This is a genomic window from Streptomyces sp. NPDC088387, from assembly GCF_044753385.1.
In the GTDB taxonomy this organism is placed as follows: Bacteria; Actinomycetota; Actinomycetes; order Streptomycetales; family Streptomycetaceae; genus Streptomyces.
The window spans coordinates 40,127-59,928 of the sequence record NZ_JBIVNC010000020.1 but is presented as its reverse complement, the minus strand read 5'-3'; the positions used below and the strand labels follow the sequence as shown (position 1 = coordinate 59,928).

Here is a 19,802-nt window from a genome sequence, read left to right as displayed (position 1 = left end):
GAGTGCTGTGCCGCAACGAGGCATCGGGCCGTCCCGGTCTGCGCGCGAGCGACCCGACGCGTCCCTGCCGACCACGTAAAACCGGTTGCTTTCGAACACCCTCCGGGGTGAACCTTGCACGGTTTGCTACCGCCGTTCGCGGCGGCACGCGGTTGCTCCGCCGGGGCCGTACGCCGCACTTCGGCCGTGACTCTCCGTCACCCACCACGCGCTGATCCGACAACCGTCCACCCCTGACACGAGCCGCTGGGACGTCATGCAGATCCAAGACCTTCCGTATCCCGACCCCGGTGTGCCGGACGCGCGCTCGGGGCCACGGTTCCTGTGGTGGCTGTTCCGGAATCAGCTGGGCGGCCAGCTCAAGGCACTGGCCTGGGGAGTGCTGCATTTCGTCTCGGTCTCCTCGATGCCGTTCTGCGTCGGGTTCGCCATCGAGGCCGTCATCGACCGGTCCGGTTCCCGGCTGGCCGTCGCGGGCGGCCTGATGGCGCTGGGCGGGGCGGGCATCGCCATCGGTGACACCTGGCTGCACCGCACCGCCGTCACCAACTGGATAACCGCAGCCGCCCGCGTCCAGCAGCTGCTGGCCCGCAAGGCCGCCCAGCAGGGCTCGGCGCTGACCCGGAGTGTCGCGGCCGGTGAGGTGGTCGCCGTGTCCACCAGTGACGTCGAGAAGATCGGCTGGTTCGTGGAGGCCGTGTCCCGGTTCACCGCGGCACTGGTGACCCTGGTGATCGTCGCCGTCGGACTCGTCTTCTACCAGCCGGCGCTCGGTGTCGTCGTCGCCGTGGGACTGCCCGTCCTGGCGCTCGCGGTACTGCCGCTGCTGCCCCGCGCGACGCGGCGCGCCGACTTCCAGCGCGAGAAGGCGGGCCACGCCACGGAACTCGCCTCCGACACCGTCGCCGGCCTGCGGGTCCTGCGCGGCATCGGCGGCGAGGAACTGTTCCTCGACCGCTACCGCAGCGCCTCCCAGGACGTCCGGCACGCGGCCGTGCGGACCGCCCGGATGTGGTCGCTGATCGCGGCGGTCCAGGTACTGCTGCCCGGACTGCTGCTGATCGGTGTCGTCTGGTACGGCGTGGGACTGGCCCGTGACGGCCGGATCAGCGTGGGTGAACTCGTCACCGTCTACAGCGCGGTGATGATCCTCAGCTACCCGCTGCGGCACTTCGAGGAGATCGCCATGGCGTACTCCTTCTCCCAGCCGTCGGCGCGGCGGGCCGCCCGTGTGCTGTCGCTGGACCGGCCCACGGACACCGGCGGTTCCCGGGACGCCGAGGTGCCGAACGGCGACCTGCACGACCCGGAGACGGGGCTGGGGGCGCCGACCGGCCTGTTCACCGCGGTGGTCTGCGGCGACCCGGACGCGGCGGGCCGGCTGGCCGAACGGCTCGGCGGGCACCCGTCGGAGGAGGGGACGCCGGTCCTGCTCGACGGCGTACCGCTGGACGAACTTCCCCTGGACTCGGCGCGCACCGCCGTGCTGGTCCAGGACAAGGACCCGGTCCTGCTCTCCGGCACCCTGCGCGAACTGCTCGACGTGCCCTCGTCCGGCAAGGTCACGCCCGAGGCGGCTCTGGCCGCCGCGCAGTGCGAGGACGTGCTCGCGGCGCTGCTCCAGGGCGCGCTCGGCACGACCGACCCGCTGGAGGCCCACCTCACCGAGCGGGGCCGGTCCCTCTCGGGCGGCCAACGGCAGCGGCTCGCGCTCGCGCGGTCGCTGATCACGGACCCGGAGGTGCTGGTGCTGGACGAGCCGACGTCGGCCGTCGACTCGCACACGGAGGCCCGGATCGCCCGTGGGGTGCGTGAACTGCGCGCGGGCCGCACCACGGTGGTCTTCACCTCGTCGCCGCTGCTCCTGGACCGCGCCGACCGGGTCGTCCTGGTCCACGAGGGCGAGGCCGTGGCGGTCGGCCCGCACCGGGACCTGATGCGGACCGAGCCGCGGTACCGGGCGGTGGTCACACGGGAGACGGACGAGGAAGTGGCGGCGGGCGGGGGCGAGCTGCTCGGGGTTCACGGTGTTGACCGGGCCGACCGGGCTGACGCTGTCGACGGGGTTGCCGGGGTTGACGGGCTGAGGAGGCTCGGCGACCTCAGCGACATCGACGAGCTGAACGACGTCGACAAGATCAACGGCATTGACGGCATTGACGAGCTGAACGAAATCGAGGAGAGCGCATGATCGGCGTGGCGCCACCGGCGTACGACCCGGCGGCCCCGACGACCGCGAACACCCTTCCGGTCGGGGCCCCGGCCACCGTGCGCGCCTACGTGACGGAACTGTTCCGCCGGCACCGACGGGCCTTCCTGATCCTCGTCAGCGTGAACACCGCCGCCGTGATCGCCTCGATGGTGGGCCCCTGGCTGCTCGGCGGTCTGGTCGAGCGGGTGTCCGACGGTGCCCGGGAGATCCATCTGGAACTCACCATCGGGGTGTTCGTCGGCGCGCTCGTCGTCCAGGCCGTCTTCGTGCGGCAGGTCCGGCTGCGCGGGGCGATGCTCGGCGAACGGATGCTGGCCGACCTGCGCGAGGACTTCCTCGTCCGGTCGGTCGGCCTGCCGCCGGGTGTACTGGAACGCGCCGGTACCGGCGATCTGCTCTCCCGCATCACCACGGACATCGACCGACTCGCCAACGCCATGCGCGAGGCCGTACCCCAACTGGCCATCGGCGTGGTGTGGGTGGTGCTGCTGCTGGGCGGACTGGTCGTCACGGCACCCCCGCTGGCCGCCGCCGTACTGCTCGCCCTGCCGGTACTCGTCGTGGGCTGCCGCTGGTACTTCAGGCGGGCACCGTCGGCGTACCGCTCGGAGGCCGCCGGGTACGCCGCCGTCGCCGCCGTGCTCGCCGAGAGCGTGGACGCGGGCCGGACCATCGAGGCGCACCGGCTCGGCACCCGCCGCACCGAACTGTCCGACCAGCGGGTCCAGGAGTGGACCGCCTGGGAGCGGTACACCCTCTGGCTGCGGTCGGTGCTCTTCCCGGTCATCAACGTCACCAACGTGATGCTGCTCGGCTCGGTACTGATGATCGGCGGCGTGTTTGTACTCAAGGGCTGGATCGACGTCGGTCAGCTGACGACGGGGGCGCTGATCGCCCAGATGATGGTCGACCCGGTGGGCCTCATCCTGCGCTGGTACGACGAGTTGCAGGTGGCGCAGGTGTCCCTGGCCCGGCTCGTCGGCGTCCGGGACATCGAACCGGAGGCTGGTGACGCGTCGTTGGCCCCCGACGGCCGCGATGTGCGGGCCGACCAGGTGCACTTCGGGTACGTCGAGGGCGTGGACGTGCTGCGCAAGGTCTCCCTGGAGGTCGCACCCGGCACCCGGCTCGCACTGGTCGGCCCGTCGGGTGCGGGCAAGTCCACCCTGGGCAGGCTGCTCGCCGGTATCTACGGACCCCGGAAGGGCCGCATCACCCTCGGCGGCGCCGAACTCTCCCACATGCCCGCCGAGCGCGTCCGCTCCCACGTGGCCCTGGTCAACCAGGAACACCACGTCTTCGTGGGCTCCCTGCGCGACAACCTCCTCCTCGCCCGCACCGGCGCCGAGGACGCGGAGCTGTGGGCGGCGCTGGGGGCGGTCGACGCCGACGGCTGGGCGCGCGCGCTCGACAACGGGCTCGACACGGAGGTCGGTTCGGGCGGGCTGTCGCTCACCCCGGCGCAGGCCCAGCAGATCGCGCTGGCCCGCTTGGTCCTGGCGGACCCGCACACGCTGGTCCTGGACGAGGCGACGTCCCTGCTCGACCCCCGTGCGGCCCGGCACCTGGAGCGTTCCCTGGCCCGGGTCCTCGACGGCCGCACGGTCGTGGCCATCGCCCACCGCCTCCACACGGCCCACGACGCCGACATCATCGCCGTCGTCGAAAACGGCCGCATCACAGAACTGGGCAGCCACGAGTCCCTGGTAACAGCGGACGGCGCATACGCGGCCCTTTGGAGGTCCTGGCACGGGTAGGGGTGTGCCGCTTCCAGTCGAGCCGCGGGCATGCGTGCCGCCTGGGGCGATGGGTTCCCCCGCTCGAGCGAAGCCGAGAGTGGGGGAGGGTGGGCGCGGGCGGCACCCGGCAAACGCCGGGCAGCGCGACCGGCCCGGCACCGGCCCCGCCGCAGGTCAGCACCGGTGCCGTTGCGCGGTGCCGAACCCTGGTGGAAGGCTGGAGGGCGGCAGTGGCCGGGAATGCTCCACCCGTCACCCCTGCCACGGCGGCCGAATCCCGTGCCCGGTGCACCGGCGAACCGCCACCGACGTCCACGTGGCAGGCACCGCCCCAGCACCTGGAGGTATCCGTGAACAGCGCCGAAGGATGGGGAGACGACGTCTACCAGCCGGACGGATCCGAGATCCAGGAGGACGCCGGTCTGCTCGACCCGGAGGACACCCTTGAGGACGACGGTGTCGGCGACCCCCTGGACCGCGGCTGGTCCCCTCCGGAGCGCCCCTGGGCCGTGGAACACATGGGCGTCACCGCCTCCGAACGCCGGCACGGCGAGACACTGGACGAGCGGCTCGCGGAGGAACTGCCCGATCTCGGCGCCCCCGACGGTGACGGCATCGGCGACTCCGACGGCACCGACGGCGAACTGCTCGACAACGAGGTCGGCTCGGCCCGCTCCGGCCGGCTCGTCGCCCCCGACGAGGGCGCGCACGAGGACGAGGAGAGCGCGCTGATCGCCACCGACATCGGTATCGACGGCGCGGCGGCCTCCGCCGAGGAAGCCGCGATGCATCTCGTCGACGAGGAAGACGAAGAGGACTTCGCCGGTTGATCTCGTAGGAGTCGCCGTTCCGCGTGCGTCCGCCCTCCGGCGGCCGGACGTGTCCGGTGGCCCCCGCACCCATCGCCCCACAAGGAGTCGTCATGCAGCAGGACAAGCAGCCCGACTACCACTCCGTCGTCTTCCGCGACCGGGCCGCCGGATTCGCCTTCCTGACCCGGTCCACCGCGACGAGCGACCGGACCATCGAGTGGGACGACGGCGAGACGTACCCCGTCGTGGACGTCGAGATCTCCTCCGAAAGCCACCCCTTCTACACGGGCAAGGCTCGGACGGTGGACACCGAGGGCCGTATCGCCCGGTTCGAGAAGCGCTACGGCGGCGACGGCAGTACCCCGTCGCGCGCGAAGTCGTGAGCACGTGGCCGAGCGGCACGACCGGGTGGGCGTGACAGCCCACCCGGACTGCTCCTCGGCGGTGCCCCGCGGGTGCGGTCGGCTCAGATGAGGTTGAGCGCGGCCGCCCCGCCGACCCCGCCGAGCAGCATAAACGCCGGCATCAGCACCTTCAGCTCGATCCAGCTGCCCGCGCGGAACCGCATGACCTTCGGCGGCCCCAGCGGGTACCAGCGCTTGCGTCCGATCGGGATCGGCCACAGGATCGGGCAGCCCGACACGGTCAGCGCGTCCCCGATGTCGTGGACAAGAGCGCCCAGCACGATCGGCAGCCCCAGCCACAGGTACTCCTGGCCGGGTGCGGTGAACAGCCAGTCCGCGCCGTTGCCCGGCTTGTCCAGGACGCCGGCCAGGATCCACGCGCTGGTCGCCGCGAGCAGCCACACCAGGACGTCGCTGCTCGAACCGCGTGCCGCCCGCCACAGCAGGCCCTCGATCGCCAGGACCATGTGGACGAAGAGGAGCGCCAGCACGGCCCAGCGTCCGCCCAGGACGGCCAGCGCGGAGCCGCCGCCGCCGATCATCACCGCCCACAGCCACGTGTGCGTGAGGGTGCGGTGTCCGCCGGAGCGGCGCGGGTCGCCCTGCTTCCTCGTGCCCTTGTAGACGGCGTACGACAGCTTGTCGACGATCTCGCACAGCCAGCGCGACAGCGGACCGAAGGCACGCGAGATTGTCGCGGCCTTGTGGTCGAGGTCCGGGGCGAGCGCGGCACCCGCGCAGATCAGCGAACCGACGAGGAGGACCGTCCACGGCATCCCGTGTCCCGCCGCGGCGGCGGCCGCGCCGACACCGAGCCAGGCCGCGGCTCCCGACAGTGAGTGTGCTGGTCCCATCATCGCCGCTGCCCGCCCCATTCCTCGTGTGCCACTGTCCAGTTGGCCGTGTGCGCTGACGCCACGTCGGCGACACAGCGTAGCGTTCGCGATCTTCCTGCCCGCAGCCGATTCCCCCCTCGGCGCGCGGGACAGGCAAGATGGGCATGTGACCCTCATCGATCAGCTCCCGCCGACCGCCGACCCCGACGCCCTGTACGAAGCCTTCGAGTCGTGGGCGCAGGAGCGGGGTCTCACGCTCTACCCCCATCAGGAGGAGGCGCTGATCGAGGTCGTGTCGGGTGCGAACGTGATCGTGTCGACGCCGACCGGCTCCGGGAAGAGCATGATCGCGGCGGGTGCGCACTTCGCCGCGCTGGCCCGGGACGAGGTCACCTTCTACACGGCTCCGATCAAGGCGCTGGTCTCGGAGAAGTTCTTCGAGCTGTGCAAGATCTTCGGTACCGAGAACGTCGGCATGCTCACCGGCGACGCCTCCGTGAACTCCGACGCTCCCGTCATCTGCTGCACCGCCGAGGTCCTCGCGTCGATCGCGCTGCGCGACGGCAAGCACGCGGACATCGGCCAGGTCGTCATGGACGAGTTCCACTTCTACGCGGAGCCGGACCGTGGCTGGGCGTGGCAGATTCCGCTGCTGGAGCTGCCTCAGGCGCAGTTCGTGCTGATGTCGGCGACGCTGGGCGACGTCTCGATGTTCGAGAAGGACCTGGCCCGGCGGACCGGCCGGCCCACATCGGTGGTCCGCTCGGCGACCCGCCCGGTCCCGCTGTCCTACGCGTACCGGCGCACTCCGATGACCGAGACGCTGACCGAACTCCTGGAGACGCAGCAGGCGCCGGTGTACATCGTGCACTTCACGCAGGCGCAGGCGGTGGAGCGGGCGCAGGCGCTGATGAGCATCAACATGTGCTCGCGCGAGGAGAAGGAGCGGATCGCCGACCTGATCGGCAACTTCCGTTTCACCACCAAGTTCGGCCGCAATCTCTCCCGGTACGTCCGGCACGGTATCGGTGTGCACCACGCCGGCATGCTGCCCAAGTACCGGCGTCTGGTGGAGAAGCTCGCGCAGGCCGGCCTGCTGAAGGTCATCTGCGGCACGGACACACTCGGGGTGGGCGTCAACGTCCCCATCCGCACGGTGCTGTTCACCGCCCTCACCAAGTACGACGGCACGCGTGTGCGCACCCTGCGGGCCCGGGAGTTCCACCAGATCGCCGGCCGTGCGGGCCGTGCGGGCTTCGACACGGCGGGTTACGTCGTCGCGCAGGCGCCGGAGCACGTCATCGAGAACGAGAAGGCGCTGTCCAAGGCCGGCGACGATCCGAAGAAGCGCCGCAAGGTCGTCCGCAAGAAGGCACCCGAGGGCTTTGTCGCCTGGAGCGAGGACACCTTCGAGCGGCTCATCGGCGCCGAGCCGGAACCGCTGACGTCCCGCTTCCGGGTCACGCACACCATGCTCCTGTCGGTGATCGCCCGGCCGGGCAACGCCTTCGAGGCGATGCGTCATCTTCTGGAGGACAACCACGAGCCGCGCAAGCAGCAGCTGCGGCACATCCGGCGCGCGATCGCCATCTACCGTTCGCTGCTGGACGGCGGCATCGTCGAGAAGCTGGACCAGCCGGACGCCGAGGGCCGGATCGTCCGGCTGACGGTGGATCTCCAGCAGGACTTCGCGCTCAACCAGCCGCTGTCCACGTTCGCCCTCGCCGCGTTCGAACTCCTCGACCCCGAGTCGCCGTCCTACGCCCTCGACATGGTGTCCGTCGTGGAGTCGACGCTGGACGACCCGCGCCAGATCCTCGCCGCCCAGCAGAACAAGGCGCGCGGCGAGGCCGTCGCCCTGATGAAGGCGGACGGCGTCGAGTACGAGGAGCGCATGGAGCGCCTCCAGGACGTCACCTACCCCAAGCCCCTGGAGGAGCTGCTCTTCCACGCGTACGACACGTACCGCAAGAGCCACCCGTGGGTCGGTGACCACCCGCTGTCGCCGAAGTCCGTCATCCGGGACATGTACGAACGGGCCATGTCCTTCACCGAGCTGGTCTCCTACTACGAGCTGGCCCGCACCGAGGGCATCGTCCTGCGCTACCTGGCCGGCGCCTACAAGGCCCTCGACCACAACATCCCCGACGACCTGAAGTCGGAGGACCTCCAGGACCTCATCGAGTGGCTGGGCGAGACGGTCCGCCAGGTCGACTCCAGCCTGCTCGACGAGTGGGAGCAGCTCGCGAACCCGGCGGAGATGACCGCCGAGGAGGCCCAGGAGCGGGCCGACGAGGTCAAGCCGGTGACGGCCAACGCGCGTGCCTTCCGGGTGCTGGTCCGCAACGCCATGTTCCGCCGCGTCGAACTCGCCGCCCTGGACCAGGTCGGCGAACTCGGAGAGATGGACGGCGAGGCGGGCTGGGACGCCGACGCGTGGGGCGAGGCGATGGACAAGTACTGGGACGAGTACGACGACCTGGGCACCGGACCCGACGCCCGTGGCCCGAAACTCCTTGTCATCGAGGAGGAGCCGCAGAACAGCCTCTGGCGCGTGCGGCAGATCTTCGACGACCCGAACGACGATCACGACTGGGGCATCAGCGCCCAGATCGATCTCACGGCCTCCGACGCCGAAGGCCGTGCCGTCGTCCGGGTGACCGACGTCGGCCAGCTGTGAACCCAGGAGAAGAACACCCATGACGAACCCGGCCGAGAGACTCGTCGACCTGCTCGACCTGGAGCAGATCGAGGTCAACATCTTCCGTGGCCGCAGCCCCGACGAGTCGCTGCAACGGGTCTTCGGCGGCCAGGTGGCCGGCCAGGCGCTGGTCGCGGCCGGCCGCACCACGGAGGGCGACCGCCCGGTGCACTCGCTCCACGCGTACTTCCTGCGCCCCGGGCGGCCGGGCGTGCCGATCGTGTACCAGGTCGAGCGGGTGCGTGACGGCAGGTCCTTCACCACACGCCGGGTCACGGCGGTGCAGCAGGGCCGCACGATCTTCAATCTCACCGCCTCCTTTCACAAGCCTGAGGAAGGTCCCTTCGAGCACCAGCTGCCGCCGGCCCGCAAGGTCCCGGCCCCGGAGTCACTGCCGACGGTGTCGGACGAGATCCGGGAACATCTGGGAGCGCTGCCCGAGCAGTTGGAGCGCATGGCGCGCCGTCAGCCGTTCGACATCCGGTACGTCGACCGGCTGCGCTGGACGCCCGAGGACGTCAAGGAGGCCGAGCCGCGCAGTGCCGTCTGGATGCGCGCGGTCGGGCCGCTCGGCGACGACCCGCTGGTGCACACCTGCGCGCTGACGTACGCCAGCGACATGACCCTGCTGGACGCGGTGCGGCTGCCGGTCGAACCGCTGTGGGGCCGTCGGAACTTCGACATGGCGTCGCTGGACCACGCGATGTGGTTCCACCGGCCGTTCCGCGCGGACGAGTGGTTCCTCTACGACCAGGAGTCGCCGATCGCCACCGGTGGACGCGGTCTGGCCCGCGGCCGGATCTACGACGTCCAGGGGCAGCTGCTGGTCTCCGTCGTCCAGGAGGGGCTGTTCCGGTCGCTGTAGGTCAGGAGCTTCTGCGGCGCAGCCAGCCCATCAGGCGTCGGGGCTCCTTGCTTTCCTCACCGGGTGGGTGAGCTGCCGTCCGTCGGCCGTTGTGCTCGTCAGTCGTCCGCCGGTGGGCCGTGCACCCGTGGTCCGGCCGCTGGTCGGCGTCCGGCCGGTGGGCGGCCCTCGCTGCGGGCGGTTGTGCGGGCCTCGCCGCCGGCGGTTGGGCGGCGCTCGCCGCCGGTTGTGTCGTCGGCCTCGGGGACGGCCGGGGCGCGGGCCGTACGGCTCGGGCTTCGGCCAGTGCCTGGGTCAGGTCCGTGCGGAGCCAGTCGATCTCGTCGGGGTCGCTCGCGGTCATGATCTGCTCCGCGAGGTCGGCCGTCGGTGACCCCGGTGAACCGTGCGCCGGGGACATGGGCCGGAACCGGTTCAGATGGGCCCGCTCGTAGGGGTCCCGGACGATGTCCGAGACCAGTGCCCGGTCGAGGAGCGACGCGACGGCGGCGGCCTGGGCCCACGGGTCGTGTGCCTCGCGGAGCAGGAAGCCCAGGTGCCTCCCCCGCCAGTTGCGGGGCCGCAGGTCCAGTCCCTCGTTCAGCAGCTCGCGGACCCCTTCGGGCGCGCGGCCCTTGAGGTGGACGGCGTTGCGCTCGTCGGCCGCGAACTCGCGCAGCTCGTCTGCGAGATAGAGCCAGACCAGGGTGCGGTAGCGGTTGATGTAGAAGGACACCGGAACCACCAGGCCCAGCCTGGCCAGGCGGGTGAGCCGGGATTGCGGGACGTCCATGACGGTCGCGCCCTCCGGCGCGGCCACGGCCCGGATGCTCTCCCGCAGCGCGTCCGGGAATCCGTCCTCCGAGCGCAGCCGGTCGATCTCGGCGCGGGTGATGCGGCGGCCCGCTCCCGATGGATCGGGTACGGAGCGGATCCGCCCCAGCCGCACGGCGAGGTCCAGCTCGCTCCGTTTCAGACCCAGTTCCCGGGCGGCTCGGCCCGGTGCCCAGAAGGCGCTTTCTGGATACGCGATCGTGTTGCCAGACATGATCGATCTCCCCCGTGGAGTCGTTGGCTCACGCTGTGTGCGTTCGCCGTGACAAAACCGTAGCCGCATCGGCCGATCTTGGGGCGAGCCTGTGGATAACTCCGCGGCCGGGGAGGAAAGTGCAGGTCAGTCGTCTGCGAACGCAGGTCAGTCGTCTGCGATCGGGGCTCGATCGGGCTGGCGGGCGTCCACGCCGAGGTGCTCTCCGACCCGGTTGACGAGCAGCGTCATCTCGTAGGCGATCTGGCCGATGTCGGAGTCCGCGCCGCTGAGGACGCACAGGCAGCTGCCGGAGCCGGCCGCGGTGACGAACAGCACCGCATCCTCGAACTCGATCATCGTCTGGCGGACGCCGCCGGCGCCGAAGTGCCGTCCCGAGCCCTTGGCCAGGCTGTGCAGTCCGGAGGCGACGGCGGCGAGGTGTTCCGCGTCCTCGCGCCGCAGTCCGGTGCTGGCCCCGGTGACCAGTCCGTCGTTGGACAGGACGAGTGCGTGCCGTACGTGTTCCACCCGCTCGGTCAGGTCGTCGAGCAACCAGCCGAGTCCCTCGGTCTGCGCCATGATCCGGTCTCCCCGTGGTGACGAAGCCCCCTGCCGGAGGATGTCCTCGCAAGCCTTCCCCAACGGAAGGCCCGCGAGCAAGGAGGATGGACGGCATGGCACAGAAGATGACAGACGAGGAATGGCGGGCGTTCGTGTCGCAGGGCACACGCACCGGCAAACTGGCCACCGTCCGCGCCGACGGGAGTCCCCATGTGACGCCGATCTGGTTTGTGCTCGACGGGGACGAGCTGGTCTTCAACACCGGCAAGGAGAGCGTCAAGGGCCGGAATCTCGCGCGGGACGGCCGGATCGCCCTGTGTGTGGACGACGACCGGCCGCCGTTCGACTACGTGGTCCTGCGGGGACACGTGAGCATCTCGGAGGACCTGGACGAGCTCCGTCACTGGGCCTCGCGGATCGCGGCCCGTTACATGGGTGAGGAGGTCGCCGAGGAGTTCGGTGAGCGCAACGGTGTCCCGGGTGAGCTGCTGGTCCGGGTGACGATCGACAAGGTGCTCGCGGAGAAGGCCGTCGCGGGCTGAACCCGCATGCGACCCGCGCGGGTACGGGCGGCCGGAGCCGGTCGCCCGTGCCCGCGCGCGTGGCGCTCTTTCCGGTCTCAGCCGACCGAGTCGAGCAGCCGGGCGGTGTGCATCCGCCCGGCGTACTCGACGAGCCGGATCAGCACCTCCTTGCCCGAGTCGCGGTCGCGGGCGTCGCACAGCACGACCGGTGTTCCGCGGTCGAGGTCGAGTGCCCTGGAGACGTCGTGGGCCCCGTAGGAGCGCGAGCCCGCGAAGCAGTTCACGGCCACCACGAACGGGATGTGCCGGTGCTCGAAGTAGTCGACCGCGGGGAAGCAGTCCTCCAGGCGCCGCGTGTCGGCCAGGACGACGGCGCCGAGCGCGCCCTGTGCCAACTCGTCCCACAGGAACCAGAAGCGGTCCTGTCCGGGCGTGCCGAACAGGTAGAGGGACAGGCCGGAGCGGATGGTGATGCGGCCGAAGTCCATGGCGACGGTCGTGGTGACCTTGCGTTCCACACCGTCGGTGTCATCCACCAACTGGCCCGCCTCGCTGAGCAGTTCCTCGGTGCGCAGCGGTCTGATCTCGCTGACCGCGCCCACCAGGGTCGTCTTGCCGACGCCGAATCCGCCGGCGACCAGTATCTTCAACGCCAGGGCGGTCGTCTCGCCGTGCGTGGCGTCGGAGTTCTCGGAGACCATCGATCACTTCTCTCGGGAGTGCCGGCAACGGTCGAGGTCGGAAGGGGTGCACCGCGCCACGGGCCGAAGCCCGTGGGCGGCGGGGAGGTGCGTCCGCGAAGGCAGCATCATGGCAACGGTGGTTCCTCTGCGAGTGATTGGACCGCTATTAGCCCGATGTGACCGATCCACGCCCACTTGGTGTGCGTCCGAGGACACACGGTGGCGCCGGCTGAAGCCCTTCGCGTCGGGGTGGGACCGCGCGGGTGGGTGTCTCGTCCTGTGGTGCGGCATGGTCGTCACAGGGCCCGCAGTCCCGCGATGACCTCGCGCAGAATCCGTTCGTCGGGCAGCTGAGCGGGCGGCACGGGGCGGGTGACGGTGACCCGCCCCAGTTCCAGGAGGTCGCCGAGCAGCACCCGGACGACGCCCACCGGCAGGTCCGCGCCGGCGGACAGTTCGGCGAGGGACTGGGTCTCCACGCGGCAGAGGTCGATCAGGGTGCGGTGCTCCGGCCCGAGCGTGTCGTCGCCGAGCCCGGAGGCCCCGGGATCGAGTGTGACCAGGGTGATCAGATCGAACTTCACCCCGGTGGGGCCCGGTTTGGTCCGTCCGCCCGTCATGGCGTAGGGGCGGACCAGGGGCCCTGCTTCACTGTCGTACCACTGGCTGCTCTGCTCGTGCGGAGCGCCGGTCATGTCCTCGGTCATCGTTCGCGCAACGCCTTCTGGTCTCATCGTGCGGCGGGCGGCCGCCCGCCGAGGCGCGGCGCCGAGTAGAGGTGCTCTCCGACACGCCGTACCAGGCGCGCCATCTCGTAGGCCACCAGGCCGATGTCGGCGGTCACGGCGGTGAGCAGGGCGAGGCAGGAGCCGTCCCCCGCGGCGGCGACGAACAGGAAGGCGTCGTCCATCTCGACCATCGTCTGCCGCACGCCTCCCGCGCCGAAGTGCCGGCCCGCGCCCTTGGCGAGGCTGTGGAAGCCGGAGGCGACGGCGGCGAGATGTTCGGCGTCCTCGCGCTTGAGGTCGCTCGAAGAGCCCACGGCGAGCCCGTCGTTGGAGAGCACGACGGCGTGTCGTACCTCGCTGACACGCACCACCAAGTCGTCCAGCAGCCAATCGAGTTCACCGGACCGCTGGGCGGTCCTCGTGCCGGGGTCCTGGATCATGCGGGGTCTCCTTCGGTGGTGTCGCCGCCGGGCCCGGGATCCGGGACCGCGCGGTGGCCGGGTCGGCGTCCGCCGCCGCGCGCCCAGCCCTCGCGGTAGGCGGCCATGCGGTCCCGGACGAGTTCGGGGGTGCGGTCGTCGTCGGACCGGGCGCCCGGCGGCGGAGCCGCCTCCTCGGTGTGCCGTTCGCGCAGTTGTGGGGCGAGGCTGGCCTGGCGCACGCGGCGCGGGAGGTCGTCGGATTCGGTGGCGGCGGAGTCGTCCGGGGGGCGGTGGAGGCGCAAGGCGGTGACTCCGGGGGGCGGTGTGGTCTCGGGTACGGGGTCGGGTGCCATCGGGGGCACGAGGGCGGGGCGGTCGGCGGGTGAGGCGACGGCGTCCTGGTGCCGGGGGTCGGGGCCGGCGGGTACGCGCGCGTAGGCGTGCTCGGGCTGCGGTGGTTCGTGCGCGGGCTCGGGGACGGAACGTTCCGGCACGTGGGCGTGCAGCAGGGCCGTCGGCAGGAGCACCACCGCGGTGGTGCCGCCGTAGGGCGAGGTTTTCAGGTGCACCTTGATGCTGTGGCGGGCGGCGAGCCTGCTGACGACGAAGAGTCCGAGCCGGTCGCTGTCGAACAGGTCGAGCGCCTCGGACTCGGCGATCCGGCGATTGGCCTCGGCGAGGGTCTCCTTGCCCATGCCCAGGCCGCGGTCCTCGACCTCCAGGGCGTAGCCGTTGCCGACGGGCTCGCCGGTGACGCGCACGCGCGTGTGCGGGGGTGAGAACTGGGCGGCGTTCTCGACGATCTCGGCGAGCAGGTGGGTGAGGTCGGCCACGGCGGCGCCGACGACGGACGTCTCGGGGAGTTGGCGCAGTTCCACACGCGCGTAGTCCTCCACCTCGGACACGGCGGCCCGGACGACGTTCGTCAGCGACACCGGCATGCGCCAGGCCCGGCCGGGTGCGGCGCCGGAGAGGATGATCAGGCTCTCGGCGTGGCGCCGCATGCGGGTGGTGAGGTGGTCGAGGCGGAAGAGGTCGCTGAGTTCGTTCGGATCGTCGGAGCGCCGTTCCATGCTGTCGAGCAGGCTCAGTTGGCGGTGCACGAGGATCTGGCTGCGGCGGGCGAGGTTGACGAAGACGCCGGAGATGCCGCTGGCCAGTTCGGCGCGTTCCACGGCGGCGCTGAGCGCGGCCCGGTGCACGGTGCCGAGCGCTTCGGCGACCTGCCCCGCCTCGTCCTCGGCCGGCGCCCCGGGCGGTGCCTCCGCGCGGATGTCGATCTCCTCTCCCGCGCGCAGCCTGCGCATCGCCTCGGGCAGCTTGCGGCGGGCGATCTCCAGGGCGCGGTTGCGCAGTCCGACCAGTTCGACGACGAGCGCGCGGCCGATACGTACGGAGATGACGAGCGAGGCGGCGACCGCGGCTAGGCCGAACAGCACGGCCGCACCCGCCGAGGTCAGCAGTCCGCGCGTGAAGGGGTCGGCTCCCTCCGCGACGCCTCGCGCGGCGTCCTGTTCGATGGTCCGCATGCCGCTCTGCACGCGCGCGTGGGCGTCGTTCCAGTCCGCTTCCGGGGCCGCCGCGACCGCGCGGGTGCCGGGGCCGCTTGTGAGCACCTTGTCCTCAAGGGCGCCCAGTGCGGTGTAGTCCGGGCCGTCGGCGAGTTCCCGCCAGGCCGCGCGTTCGGGCCCGCGCAGGTCGGCCACGGCGGATTCGGTGAAGGCGCGGCGGGTCTGGGTGGCGCCGGTGAACAGTCGCAGCCGCTCTCCCGACAGCCCGCCCGAGAGTCGGCCACTGGTCAGCAGGACGTCCTCCTGGGCGAGGGCCTCTCCCGCGCGGGAGAACTCCAGCAGGACACGCGCGTCGGAGCCGAGTTCGGCGTCCTGGATGCCGGTGAGCGCTCCGCCGACGGCGAAGGCCGCCGAGACGCTCCTGGTGTACTGCCCGTAGGTCTCCTTCCAGTCGGTGCGGCGGTCGAGGACCGAGCGTCGCAGGGAGTCCAGTCGCTCGGCGCCGGCGACGAAGGTCTCCAGCCGCTGTGGCACGCCCGCGGGCAGTTCCCGGGCGTCGGCGACGGTGTTGTGCTCGCCGAGCCGCAGCGCGGCGACCGCGCGGTCGGTGCTTCCGGCGAGGTTCTTGAGGTCGCCCGCGTTGGTGTCGTCGGGGTCGGTCGCGTACCGCACGGCGGCGGCGCGTTCCGCCTGGAGCGCGGCGACGGCGTCCGCGACGGGGCGGCGTACCTCGGCGTCCACCCGCTGCAACTGCCGCAGCCGGGAGACGTCCTGAGCGGTGGTCACGGTGGCGTACGCCCACAGGGCCAGCAGCGACACGACGGGCACCATCAGCAGGCAGACGATCTTGGCCCGGACGGTGCGCGGGCGTATTCGCCTGCGGCCCGCGCGCGTGGGCGCCCCTTCGGGTGCCGTGTCCGTGAGTTCGCCCGGGCTTTCGTCGGCCGGTGGTCCGGCGTGCGCGCGGCGCCCGCGCACGGGTGGCCTGGCCGACGGATCACCGTCTGCCGTGGGGGTCCTACGGGGTGTACGCATGGCCTCCTCGCTCGTCAGGGGGTTCGGGGCGGGCCGCCCCGGTTGGTCAGTGCGAGACGCTCGCGAGCGGCCGCTGGGCGGAGGCGGAGGCCTCGCTCTCGCCCGCGCTCGGGGACAGCGCGACGAAGGCCGAGGTCAGGAAGAGGTAGGACCCGAGGCCGACGGCGAGGGGGAAGATGAACTGCATCGCCGTGGCCCCGGGCAGCACGTCGTCCGCGGGTGTGACGCGCACGTCGACCGCGAACATGCCGGTGTAGTGCATGCTGCTGACCGCCGCGCCCATGACGAGGGAGGCGACGGTGACCGCGACCGGCGACTTGATGTTCAGCGCCGCCCACAGGGCCGCTGTCGCCGCGACCACGGCGATCAGTACGGAGAGTCCGACCTTCACCGGGTCGTAGCGCACGTCGCCGTGCAGCCGGACCGCGGCCATGCCGAGGTAGTGCATGCTCGCGACGCCGAGCCCGGTCGTCAGTCCGCCGAGCAGCAGCGCGCGTCCGCGGTCGCGGCCGTAGCCGACGGCGAACACGCCGGCGCAGACGACGACCATGGCGACGATCAGGCTGAGGATGGTCAGCGGTACGTCGTAGCGGATGTCGGTGCCGCTGACGCCGAAGCCGAGCATGGCCACGAAGTGCATGGTCCAGATGCCGGTTCCGACGGCGGAGGCGGCGGTGATCAGCCAGTTGCGCCGCGAGCGTCCGCCGGCGGCGAGCGCGCGGACGGTGCACCGCAGTCCGAGAGCGGCGCCTATGCAGGCCATCGCGTACGACAGCACGGGGGTCAGCCAGCCGAAGGTGGCGTGGTCCAGGTGTCCCATGGCCACGGGACGCTAGTCGGGGCAGGGGCGCACAAAGAGGGCGCATTTCGAAAACAGTTGGAATATGACGTAGAGATGTTCCCGTTCGATCGGGTCACGCTCGAACGTGTGCGCAGAGACGTCGTCCGTGTCGGTGAGAGATCATGCGGACATGAGCGACGACCGTACGCATGTCCAGGAGTTCTTCGGCGCCCGCGCGGCGGGCTGGGACAGCCGGTTCCCCGACGACGGACCCGCCTACGCTGCCGCGGCCGCCGAGCTCGGCCTGGGCGAGGGTGACCGCGTCCTGGACGCCGGCTGCGGCACGGGCCGTGCTCTGCCGCCCCTGCGTGCGGTCGTGGGCGCCTCCGGAACGGTCCTGGGGGCCGATCTGACCCCGGCGATGCTGGAGGCCGCCGTACGGGCGGGACGGGACCGGGACGGGCGGCTGTTGCTGGCCGACGTGTCGGCGCTGCCGCTGCGTTCGCGGTCGCTGGACGCGGTGTTCGCGGCGGGACTGATCGCCCATCTGCCCCACCCGGCCGAGAATCTGCGGGAGTTGGCCCGTGTGGTCCGCCCGGGCGGGCGGCTCGCCCTGTTCCATCCGATCGGCCGCGCGGCGTTGGCGGCCCGCCAGGGACGGCGGATCACACCGGACGACCTCCGCGCGGAGCCCAATCTCAGGCCGCTGCTGGCCGGTTCGGGGTGGCGTATGACGTCCTACGTCGACGAGGACGCCCGCTTCCTGGCACTGGCCGTCCGGGAGCACTGAGCGTCACGGGACCGGCCCGCTCACGGTCCGTCGAGAACCTCGGCGGCCCCGACGTCCCACCCGTCCGCCATTTTCACCGCGGCGTTCCTCTTCTGTCGCCGGGGCTCCAACTCTACGTTGAGTAGCGGTTGATGCAGGTTCGGTGAACGCAGCCACGAGGCGGAAGGTGGTCGCATGTGGGACAGGGTCCGCAAGTCCTGGAGCAAGGTCCTCAACTCCTCCGACAGGGAGCGGAGCGATGAGCAAAGTACCGGTGGTCCCGGAGGCACCGGTGGTCCCGGCGGGGAGACACGCGCGCCGAACCTCTTCGAGGCCGCCGCCGCGTACGTCTCGGCGTGTGCCGACGACGATCAGGACCGGATCGACGAAGCGGCGGGGTGGGTGTCGCCCGAGGCACTCTCGTTCGGAGTGAACGAACTGGCGTGCCGCGCGGTGATCGCGTTGGCGAGGGAGCGTGACGAGTCGCCGCGGACCGTGGCACGGGACCTGTTGGGGCTTCCCGCGGCGTGACGTTCCTTCACCTGGGGGTCGATTCGCCCGGTCCAGCCGGATAGCCCCAGCTCGGCGTGGTCATGGACTCGTGACAACGTGCGGTCGGGCCCACTAGGGTGCGCGCCGTTGGACAAACCCTGGGGAGGCTGGGATGGCCGGGACGGACGAGGACGCCGTCGGCGCCGCCGAGGACGCGCTCTTTGTGCTCACGGCGGCGCTGCTGACGCCCGCGCAGTTCCCGAGCGTGCTGGGTGACGACTATCCGGAGGCCTGCGCGGCACTCGGACTCGCGCCGCTGGCCGACGGGTACGGTCTGGTGCTCGGCCAGGACAGCGAGGGCGCGCGGTGGACCGTCGCGACCGACGACGTGTCGCTGGTGGCCGTGGCCATCGCCTCCTGGGACTGCGGTATGGAGTACGACCTGTCGCCGGACGAGCGCTCGGTCGTCGCCGCCCTGCCGGGCTGGCCGCTCTCCGTGGCCGTGGCGGCGCCCGGGGTACCGGCCCCGCACGATCCCGGGCCCGAGATCGTCGAGGGCCCCGCGCTGCGTCCGCCGGACACGTCGACGTGGGGGCCGGCCCAGCGCAGGCTGGGCGCCGACGAGATCGCCCTGCAATGGGCTACGTGGCGGGAGCAGATCGACGACACCGAGTTCGTGCGTCCGGGCGGGGGCGGGGCGGCGGGCGGGGCTGTGGGCGAGTCCGCGCCGGACGCCGTCGGCGCGGAGCACGGGCTGCCGGTGGAAGGCGTCGACGCATCACACACACCGAGCCCGTCGGACGAGGCGGCCGGGGGCGGCGCAGGACCCGCCGCGACCGCGGAGCCGATGTCGGCGTCGGCATCGGCGTCGGCGTCGGCGTCGGTGGAGGCCACGTCGGCCAACTCACACACGACCGGCGCCACGAACGGGACCGGTGCCACAAGCGGGACCGGTGCCACGAACGGAACGGACGCCAACCCGGGCACCGGGCACACCGGCATCCGCCGTGTCCTGGCCGAGGCCCGCGCCTACGTGGAGACTCCACCGCCGCTGGGCCGTGTCCGCTCCTCCTTCGCGCCGGGCGACGCCCGTACGCTGCGCGCGGACGGCCCCGGCTGGTCGCTGGTGGCACGCACCGACGACATCGCGTTTGTGCTGCTGGACGACGAGCCCGGCGAGGTGCTGCCGGTGGGGCGCGGTCCCGAGCTGCCGGGCCTGCTGGAGGCCCTGGACAAGATGGCCGTACGACCCAGCTGAGCACGACCGGCGCCTCGCGGGCCTCGGATCACGCCTCACCACCGCCGGAGCCGAGATCAGCCCGCGCCACCCACGGATCGGGCATCACCCGGCACCACCACGGACCTGGCATCACCTCACGCCACCACGGCCCCTGCACCACTCCCCGCCGCCCGCCGGAGCGCCCGCTCGCGCGCCGTCGGGCGGCGATGCCACCGACCCGTGCTCAAAAGCCCATGCTCAAAGCCCGTGCTTCGACGACTCAAGAGCCCGCACTCCACCCCTCACCTCAGCGGCCGATCTCCTTGCGTGTCGCACGGCGCAGCCTGCGGCGCTGCGACGGGTCGAGCGCGAGGTACGCGGCGGCCGGGACCCCGAGCACGATCAGCAGCGCCGCCCACCAGGGCAGCCAGATCAGCAGGATGAGCCCGACCGCCACACCCCCTGCGGCGATCTTGGCGTTCTTCGACATGGTGTCGCC

At 71.6% G+C, this 19,802-nt stretch carries 19 protein-coding genes; 10 read left to right on the top strand and 9 right to left on the bottom strand.

Annotation, left to right across the window (positions count from 1 at the left end; genetic code table 11):
- The first annotated feature begins 256 nt into the window (after positions 1-256).
- From ACIQAC_RS36790 to ACIQAC_RS36775, 4 genes are all read left to right on the top strand, one after another.
- Positions 257-2,191: an ABC transporter transmembrane domain-containing protein gene (locus ACIQAC_RS36790; RefSeq protein WP_402199183.1), complete on the top strand. Its 1,935-nt coding sequence runs from the start codon at positions 257-259 to the stop codon at positions 2,189-2,191.
- Entirely contained in the window at positions 2,188-3,969 is a 1,782-nt protein-coding gene (locus tag ACIQAC_RS36785; RefSeq protein WP_402199182.1) for an ABC transporter ATP-binding protein, read from the top strand. The genes ACIQAC_RS36790 and ACIQAC_RS36785 overlap by 4 nt, the downstream gene beginning before the upstream one ends.
- A 332-nt stretch (positions 3,970-4,301) precedes the next feature.
- Positions 4,302-4,781 carry a DUF5709 domain-containing protein gene (locus ACIQAC_RS36780; protein ID WP_402199181.1) on the top strand — a complete coding sequence of 160 codons (480 nt, stop codon included), beginning with the start codon at positions 4,302-4,304 and terminating at the stop codon, positions 4,779-4,781.
- 92 nt (positions 4,782-4,873) lie between these two features.
- On the top strand, positions 4,874-5,146 hold the full coding sequence (locus ACIQAC_RS36775; RefSeq protein WP_402199178.1) for a type B 50S ribosomal protein L31: 273 nt from the start codon (positions 4,874-4,876) through the stop codon (positions 5,144-5,146).
- Between the two features lie 83 nt (positions 5,147-5,229).
- Here ACIQAC_RS36775 and ACIQAC_RS36770 read toward each other — a convergent pair whose 3' ends face one another.
- Complete coding sequence (locus tag ACIQAC_RS36770) at positions 5,230-6,024, bottom strand: metal-dependent hydrolase (protein ID WP_402199175.1); 795 nt, start codon at positions 6,022-6,024, stop codon at positions 5,230-5,232.
- Between the two features lie 145 nt (positions 6,025-6,169).
- Between ACIQAC_RS36770 and ACIQAC_RS36765 the strand changes: the two genes are divergently transcribed.
- Positions 6,170-8,683 (top strand): DEAD/DEAH box helicase, encoded by a 2,514-nt coding sequence (locus tag ACIQAC_RS36765; RefSeq protein WP_402199174.1) that lies wholly within the window; start codon positions 6,170-6,172, stop codon positions 8,681-8,683.
- A gap of 19 nt (positions 8,684-8,702) precedes the next feature.
- The gene (locus tag ACIQAC_RS36760) at positions 8,703-9,569 is read left to right on the top strand and encodes an acyl-CoA thioesterase (RefSeq protein ID WP_402199172.1); all 867 of its coding nucleotides are present in this window, start codon (positions 8,703-8,705) and stop codon (positions 9,567-9,569) included.
- 1 nt (position 9,570) lies between these two features.
- On the opposite strand, the gene ACIQAC_RS36755 is transcribed toward ACIQAC_RS36760, so the two are convergent.
- Both ACIQAC_RS36755 and ACIQAC_RS36750 read right to left on the bottom strand, forming a co-directional pair.
- Positions 9,571-10,596 carry a DUF6397 family protein gene (locus ACIQAC_RS36755; RefSeq protein WP_402199171.1) on the bottom strand — a complete coding sequence of 342 codons (1,026 nt, stop codon included), beginning with the start codon at positions 10,594-10,596 and terminating at the stop codon, positions 9,571-9,573.
- A 147-nt stretch (positions 10,597-10,743) separates the two neighbouring features.
- Entirely contained in the window at positions 10,744-11,157 is a 414-nt protein-coding gene (locus ACIQAC_RS36750) for a roadblock/LC7 domain-containing protein (protein WP_402199168.1), read from the bottom strand.
- Between the two features lie 95 nt (positions 11,158-11,252).
- Between ACIQAC_RS36750 and ACIQAC_RS36745 the strand changes: the two genes are divergently transcribed.
- Positions 11,253-11,681 (top strand): PPOX class F420-dependent oxidoreductase, encoded by a 429-nt coding sequence (locus ACIQAC_RS36745; protein ID WP_402199166.1) that lies wholly within the window; start codon positions 11,253-11,255, stop codon positions 11,679-11,681.
- Positions 11,682-11,758: 77 nt separating this feature from the next.
- On the opposite strand, the gene ACIQAC_RS36740 is transcribed toward ACIQAC_RS36745, so the two are convergent.
- The 5 genes from ACIQAC_RS36740 to ACIQAC_RS36720 all read right to left on the bottom strand — a co-directional run bounded on the left by ACIQAC_RS36740 (position 11,759) and on the right by ACIQAC_RS36720 (position 16,862).
- Complete coding sequence (locus ACIQAC_RS36740) at positions 11,759-12,364, bottom strand: GTP-binding protein (protein ID WP_402199165.1); 606 nt, start codon at positions 12,362-12,364, stop codon at positions 11,759-11,761.
- A 278-nt stretch (positions 12,365-12,642) separates the two neighbouring features.
- Positions 12,643-13,053 (bottom strand): DUF742 domain-containing protein, encoded by a 411-nt coding sequence (locus ACIQAC_RS36735; RefSeq protein WP_402199163.1) that lies wholly within the window; start codon positions 13,051-13,053, stop codon positions 12,643-12,645.
- Between the two features lie 23 nt (positions 13,054-13,076).
- Complete coding sequence (locus tag ACIQAC_RS36730; RefSeq protein ID WP_402199162.1) at positions 13,077-13,514, bottom strand: roadblock/LC7 domain-containing protein; 438 nt, start codon at positions 13,512-13,514, stop codon at positions 13,077-13,079.
- Positions 13,511-16,042, bottom strand: a complete 2,532-nt coding sequence (locus ACIQAC_RS36725; protein ID WP_402199159.1) for a nitrate- and nitrite sensing domain-containing protein — start codon at positions 16,040-16,042, stop codon at positions 13,511-13,513. The genes ACIQAC_RS36730 and ACIQAC_RS36725 overlap by 4 nt, the downstream gene beginning before the upstream one ends.
- Before the next feature lie 46 nt (positions 16,043-16,088).
- Complete coding sequence (locus ACIQAC_RS36720) at positions 16,089-16,862, bottom strand: MHYT domain-containing protein (RefSeq protein WP_402199157.1); 774 nt, start codon at positions 16,860-16,862, stop codon at positions 16,089-16,091.
- Positions 16,863-17,013: 151 nt separating this feature from the next.
- Here ACIQAC_RS36720 and ACIQAC_RS36715 point away from each other — a divergent pair, with 151 nt between their 5' ends.
- From ACIQAC_RS36715 to ACIQAC_RS36705, 3 genes are all read left to right on the top strand, one after another.
- On the top strand, positions 17,014-17,613 hold the full coding sequence (locus ACIQAC_RS36715; RefSeq protein ID WP_402199155.1) for a class I SAM-dependent methyltransferase: 600 nt from the start codon (positions 17,014-17,016) through the stop codon (positions 17,611-17,613).
- A 174-nt stretch (positions 17,614-17,787) separates the two neighbouring features.
- Positions 17,788-18,123, top strand: a complete 336-nt coding sequence (locus ACIQAC_RS36710) for a hypothetical protein (protein WP_402199153.1) — start codon at positions 17,788-17,790, stop codon at positions 18,121-18,123.
- Positions 18,124-18,256: 133 nt separating this feature from the next.
- Complete coding sequence (locus ACIQAC_RS36705; RefSeq protein WP_402199150.1) at positions 18,257-19,342, top strand: hypothetical protein; 1,086 nt, start codon at positions 18,257-18,259, stop codon at positions 19,340-19,342.
- A 268-nt stretch (positions 19,343-19,610) separates the two neighbouring features.
- Here the strand turns inward: ACIQAC_RS36705 and ACIQAC_RS36700 are convergent, their stop codons facing one another.
- Positions 19,611-19,793 carry a hypothetical protein gene (locus ACIQAC_RS36700; RefSeq protein ID WP_402199148.1) on the bottom strand — a complete coding sequence of 61 codons (183 nt, stop codon included), beginning with the start codon at positions 19,791-19,793 and terminating at the stop codon, positions 19,611-19,613.
- Positions 19,794-19,802: the final 9 nt, after the last annotated feature.

Bases quoted from the DNA above. Each gene is read 5' to 3' on its own strand.
- ACIQAC_RS36790 (WP_402199183.1), top strand. From the start codon at position 257: ATGCAGATCCAAGACCTTCCGTATCCCGACCCCGGTGTGCCGGACGCG.
- ACIQAC_RS36785 (WP_402199182.1), top strand. From the start codon at position 2,188: ATGATCGGCGTGGCGCCACCGGCGTACGACCCGGCGGCCCCGACGACC.
- ACIQAC_RS36775 (WP_402199178.1), top strand. From the start codon at position 4,874: ATGCAGCAGGACAAGCAGCCCGACTACCACTCCGTCGTCTTCCGCGAC.
- ACIQAC_RS36770 (WP_402199175.1), bottom strand. From the start codon at position 6,024: ATGATGGGACCAGCACACTCACTGTCGGGAGCCGCGGCCTGGCTCGGT.
- ACIQAC_RS36760 (WP_402199172.1), top strand. From the start codon at position 8,703: ATGACGAACCCGGCCGAGAGACTCGTCGACCTGCTCGACCTGGAGCAG.
- ACIQAC_RS36755 (WP_402199171.1), bottom strand. From the start codon at position 10,596: ATGTCTGGCAACACGATCGCGTATCCAGAAAGCGCCTTCTGGGCACCG.
- ACIQAC_RS36750 (WP_402199168.1), bottom strand. From the start codon at position 11,157: ATGGCGCAGACCGAGGGACTCGGCTGGTTGCTCGACGACCTGACCGAG.
- ACIQAC_RS36745 (WP_402199166.1), top strand. From the start codon at position 11,253: ATGGCACAGAAGATGACAGACGAGGAATGGCGGGCGTTCGTGTCGCAG.
- ACIQAC_RS36740 (WP_402199165.1), bottom strand. From the start codon at position 12,364: ATGGTCTCCGAGAACTCCGACGCCACGCACGGCGAGACGACCGCCCTG.
- ACIQAC_RS36735 (WP_402199163.1), bottom strand. From the start codon at position 13,053: ATGACCGAGGACATGACCGGCGCTCCGCACGAGCAGAGCAGCCAGTGG.
- ACIQAC_RS36730 (WP_402199162.1), bottom strand. From the start codon at position 13,514: ATGATCCAGGACCCCGGCACGAGGACCGCCCAGCGGTCCGGTGAACTC.
- ACIQAC_RS36725 (WP_402199159.1), bottom strand. From the start codon at position 16,042: ATGCGTACACCCCGTAGGACCCCCACGGCAGACGGTGATCCGTCGGCC.
- ACIQAC_RS36720 (WP_402199157.1), bottom strand. From the start codon at position 16,862: ATGGGACACCTGGACCACGCCACCTTCGGCTGGCTGACCCCCGTGCTG.
- ACIQAC_RS36715 (WP_402199155.1), top strand. From the start codon at position 17,014: ATGAGCGACGACCGTACGCATGTCCAGGAGTTCTTCGGCGCCCGCGCG.
- ACIQAC_RS36710 (WP_402199153.1), top strand. From the start codon at position 17,788: ATGTGGGACAGGGTCCGCAAGTCCTGGAGCAAGGTCCTCAACTCCTCC.
- ACIQAC_RS36705 (WP_402199150.1), top strand. From the start codon at position 18,257: ATGGCCGGGACGGACGAGGACGCCGTCGGCGCCGCCGAGGACGCGCTC.
- ACIQAC_RS36700 (WP_402199148.1), bottom strand. From the start codon at position 19,793: ATGTCGAAGAACGCCAAGATCGCCGCAGGGGGTGTGGCGGTCGGGCTC.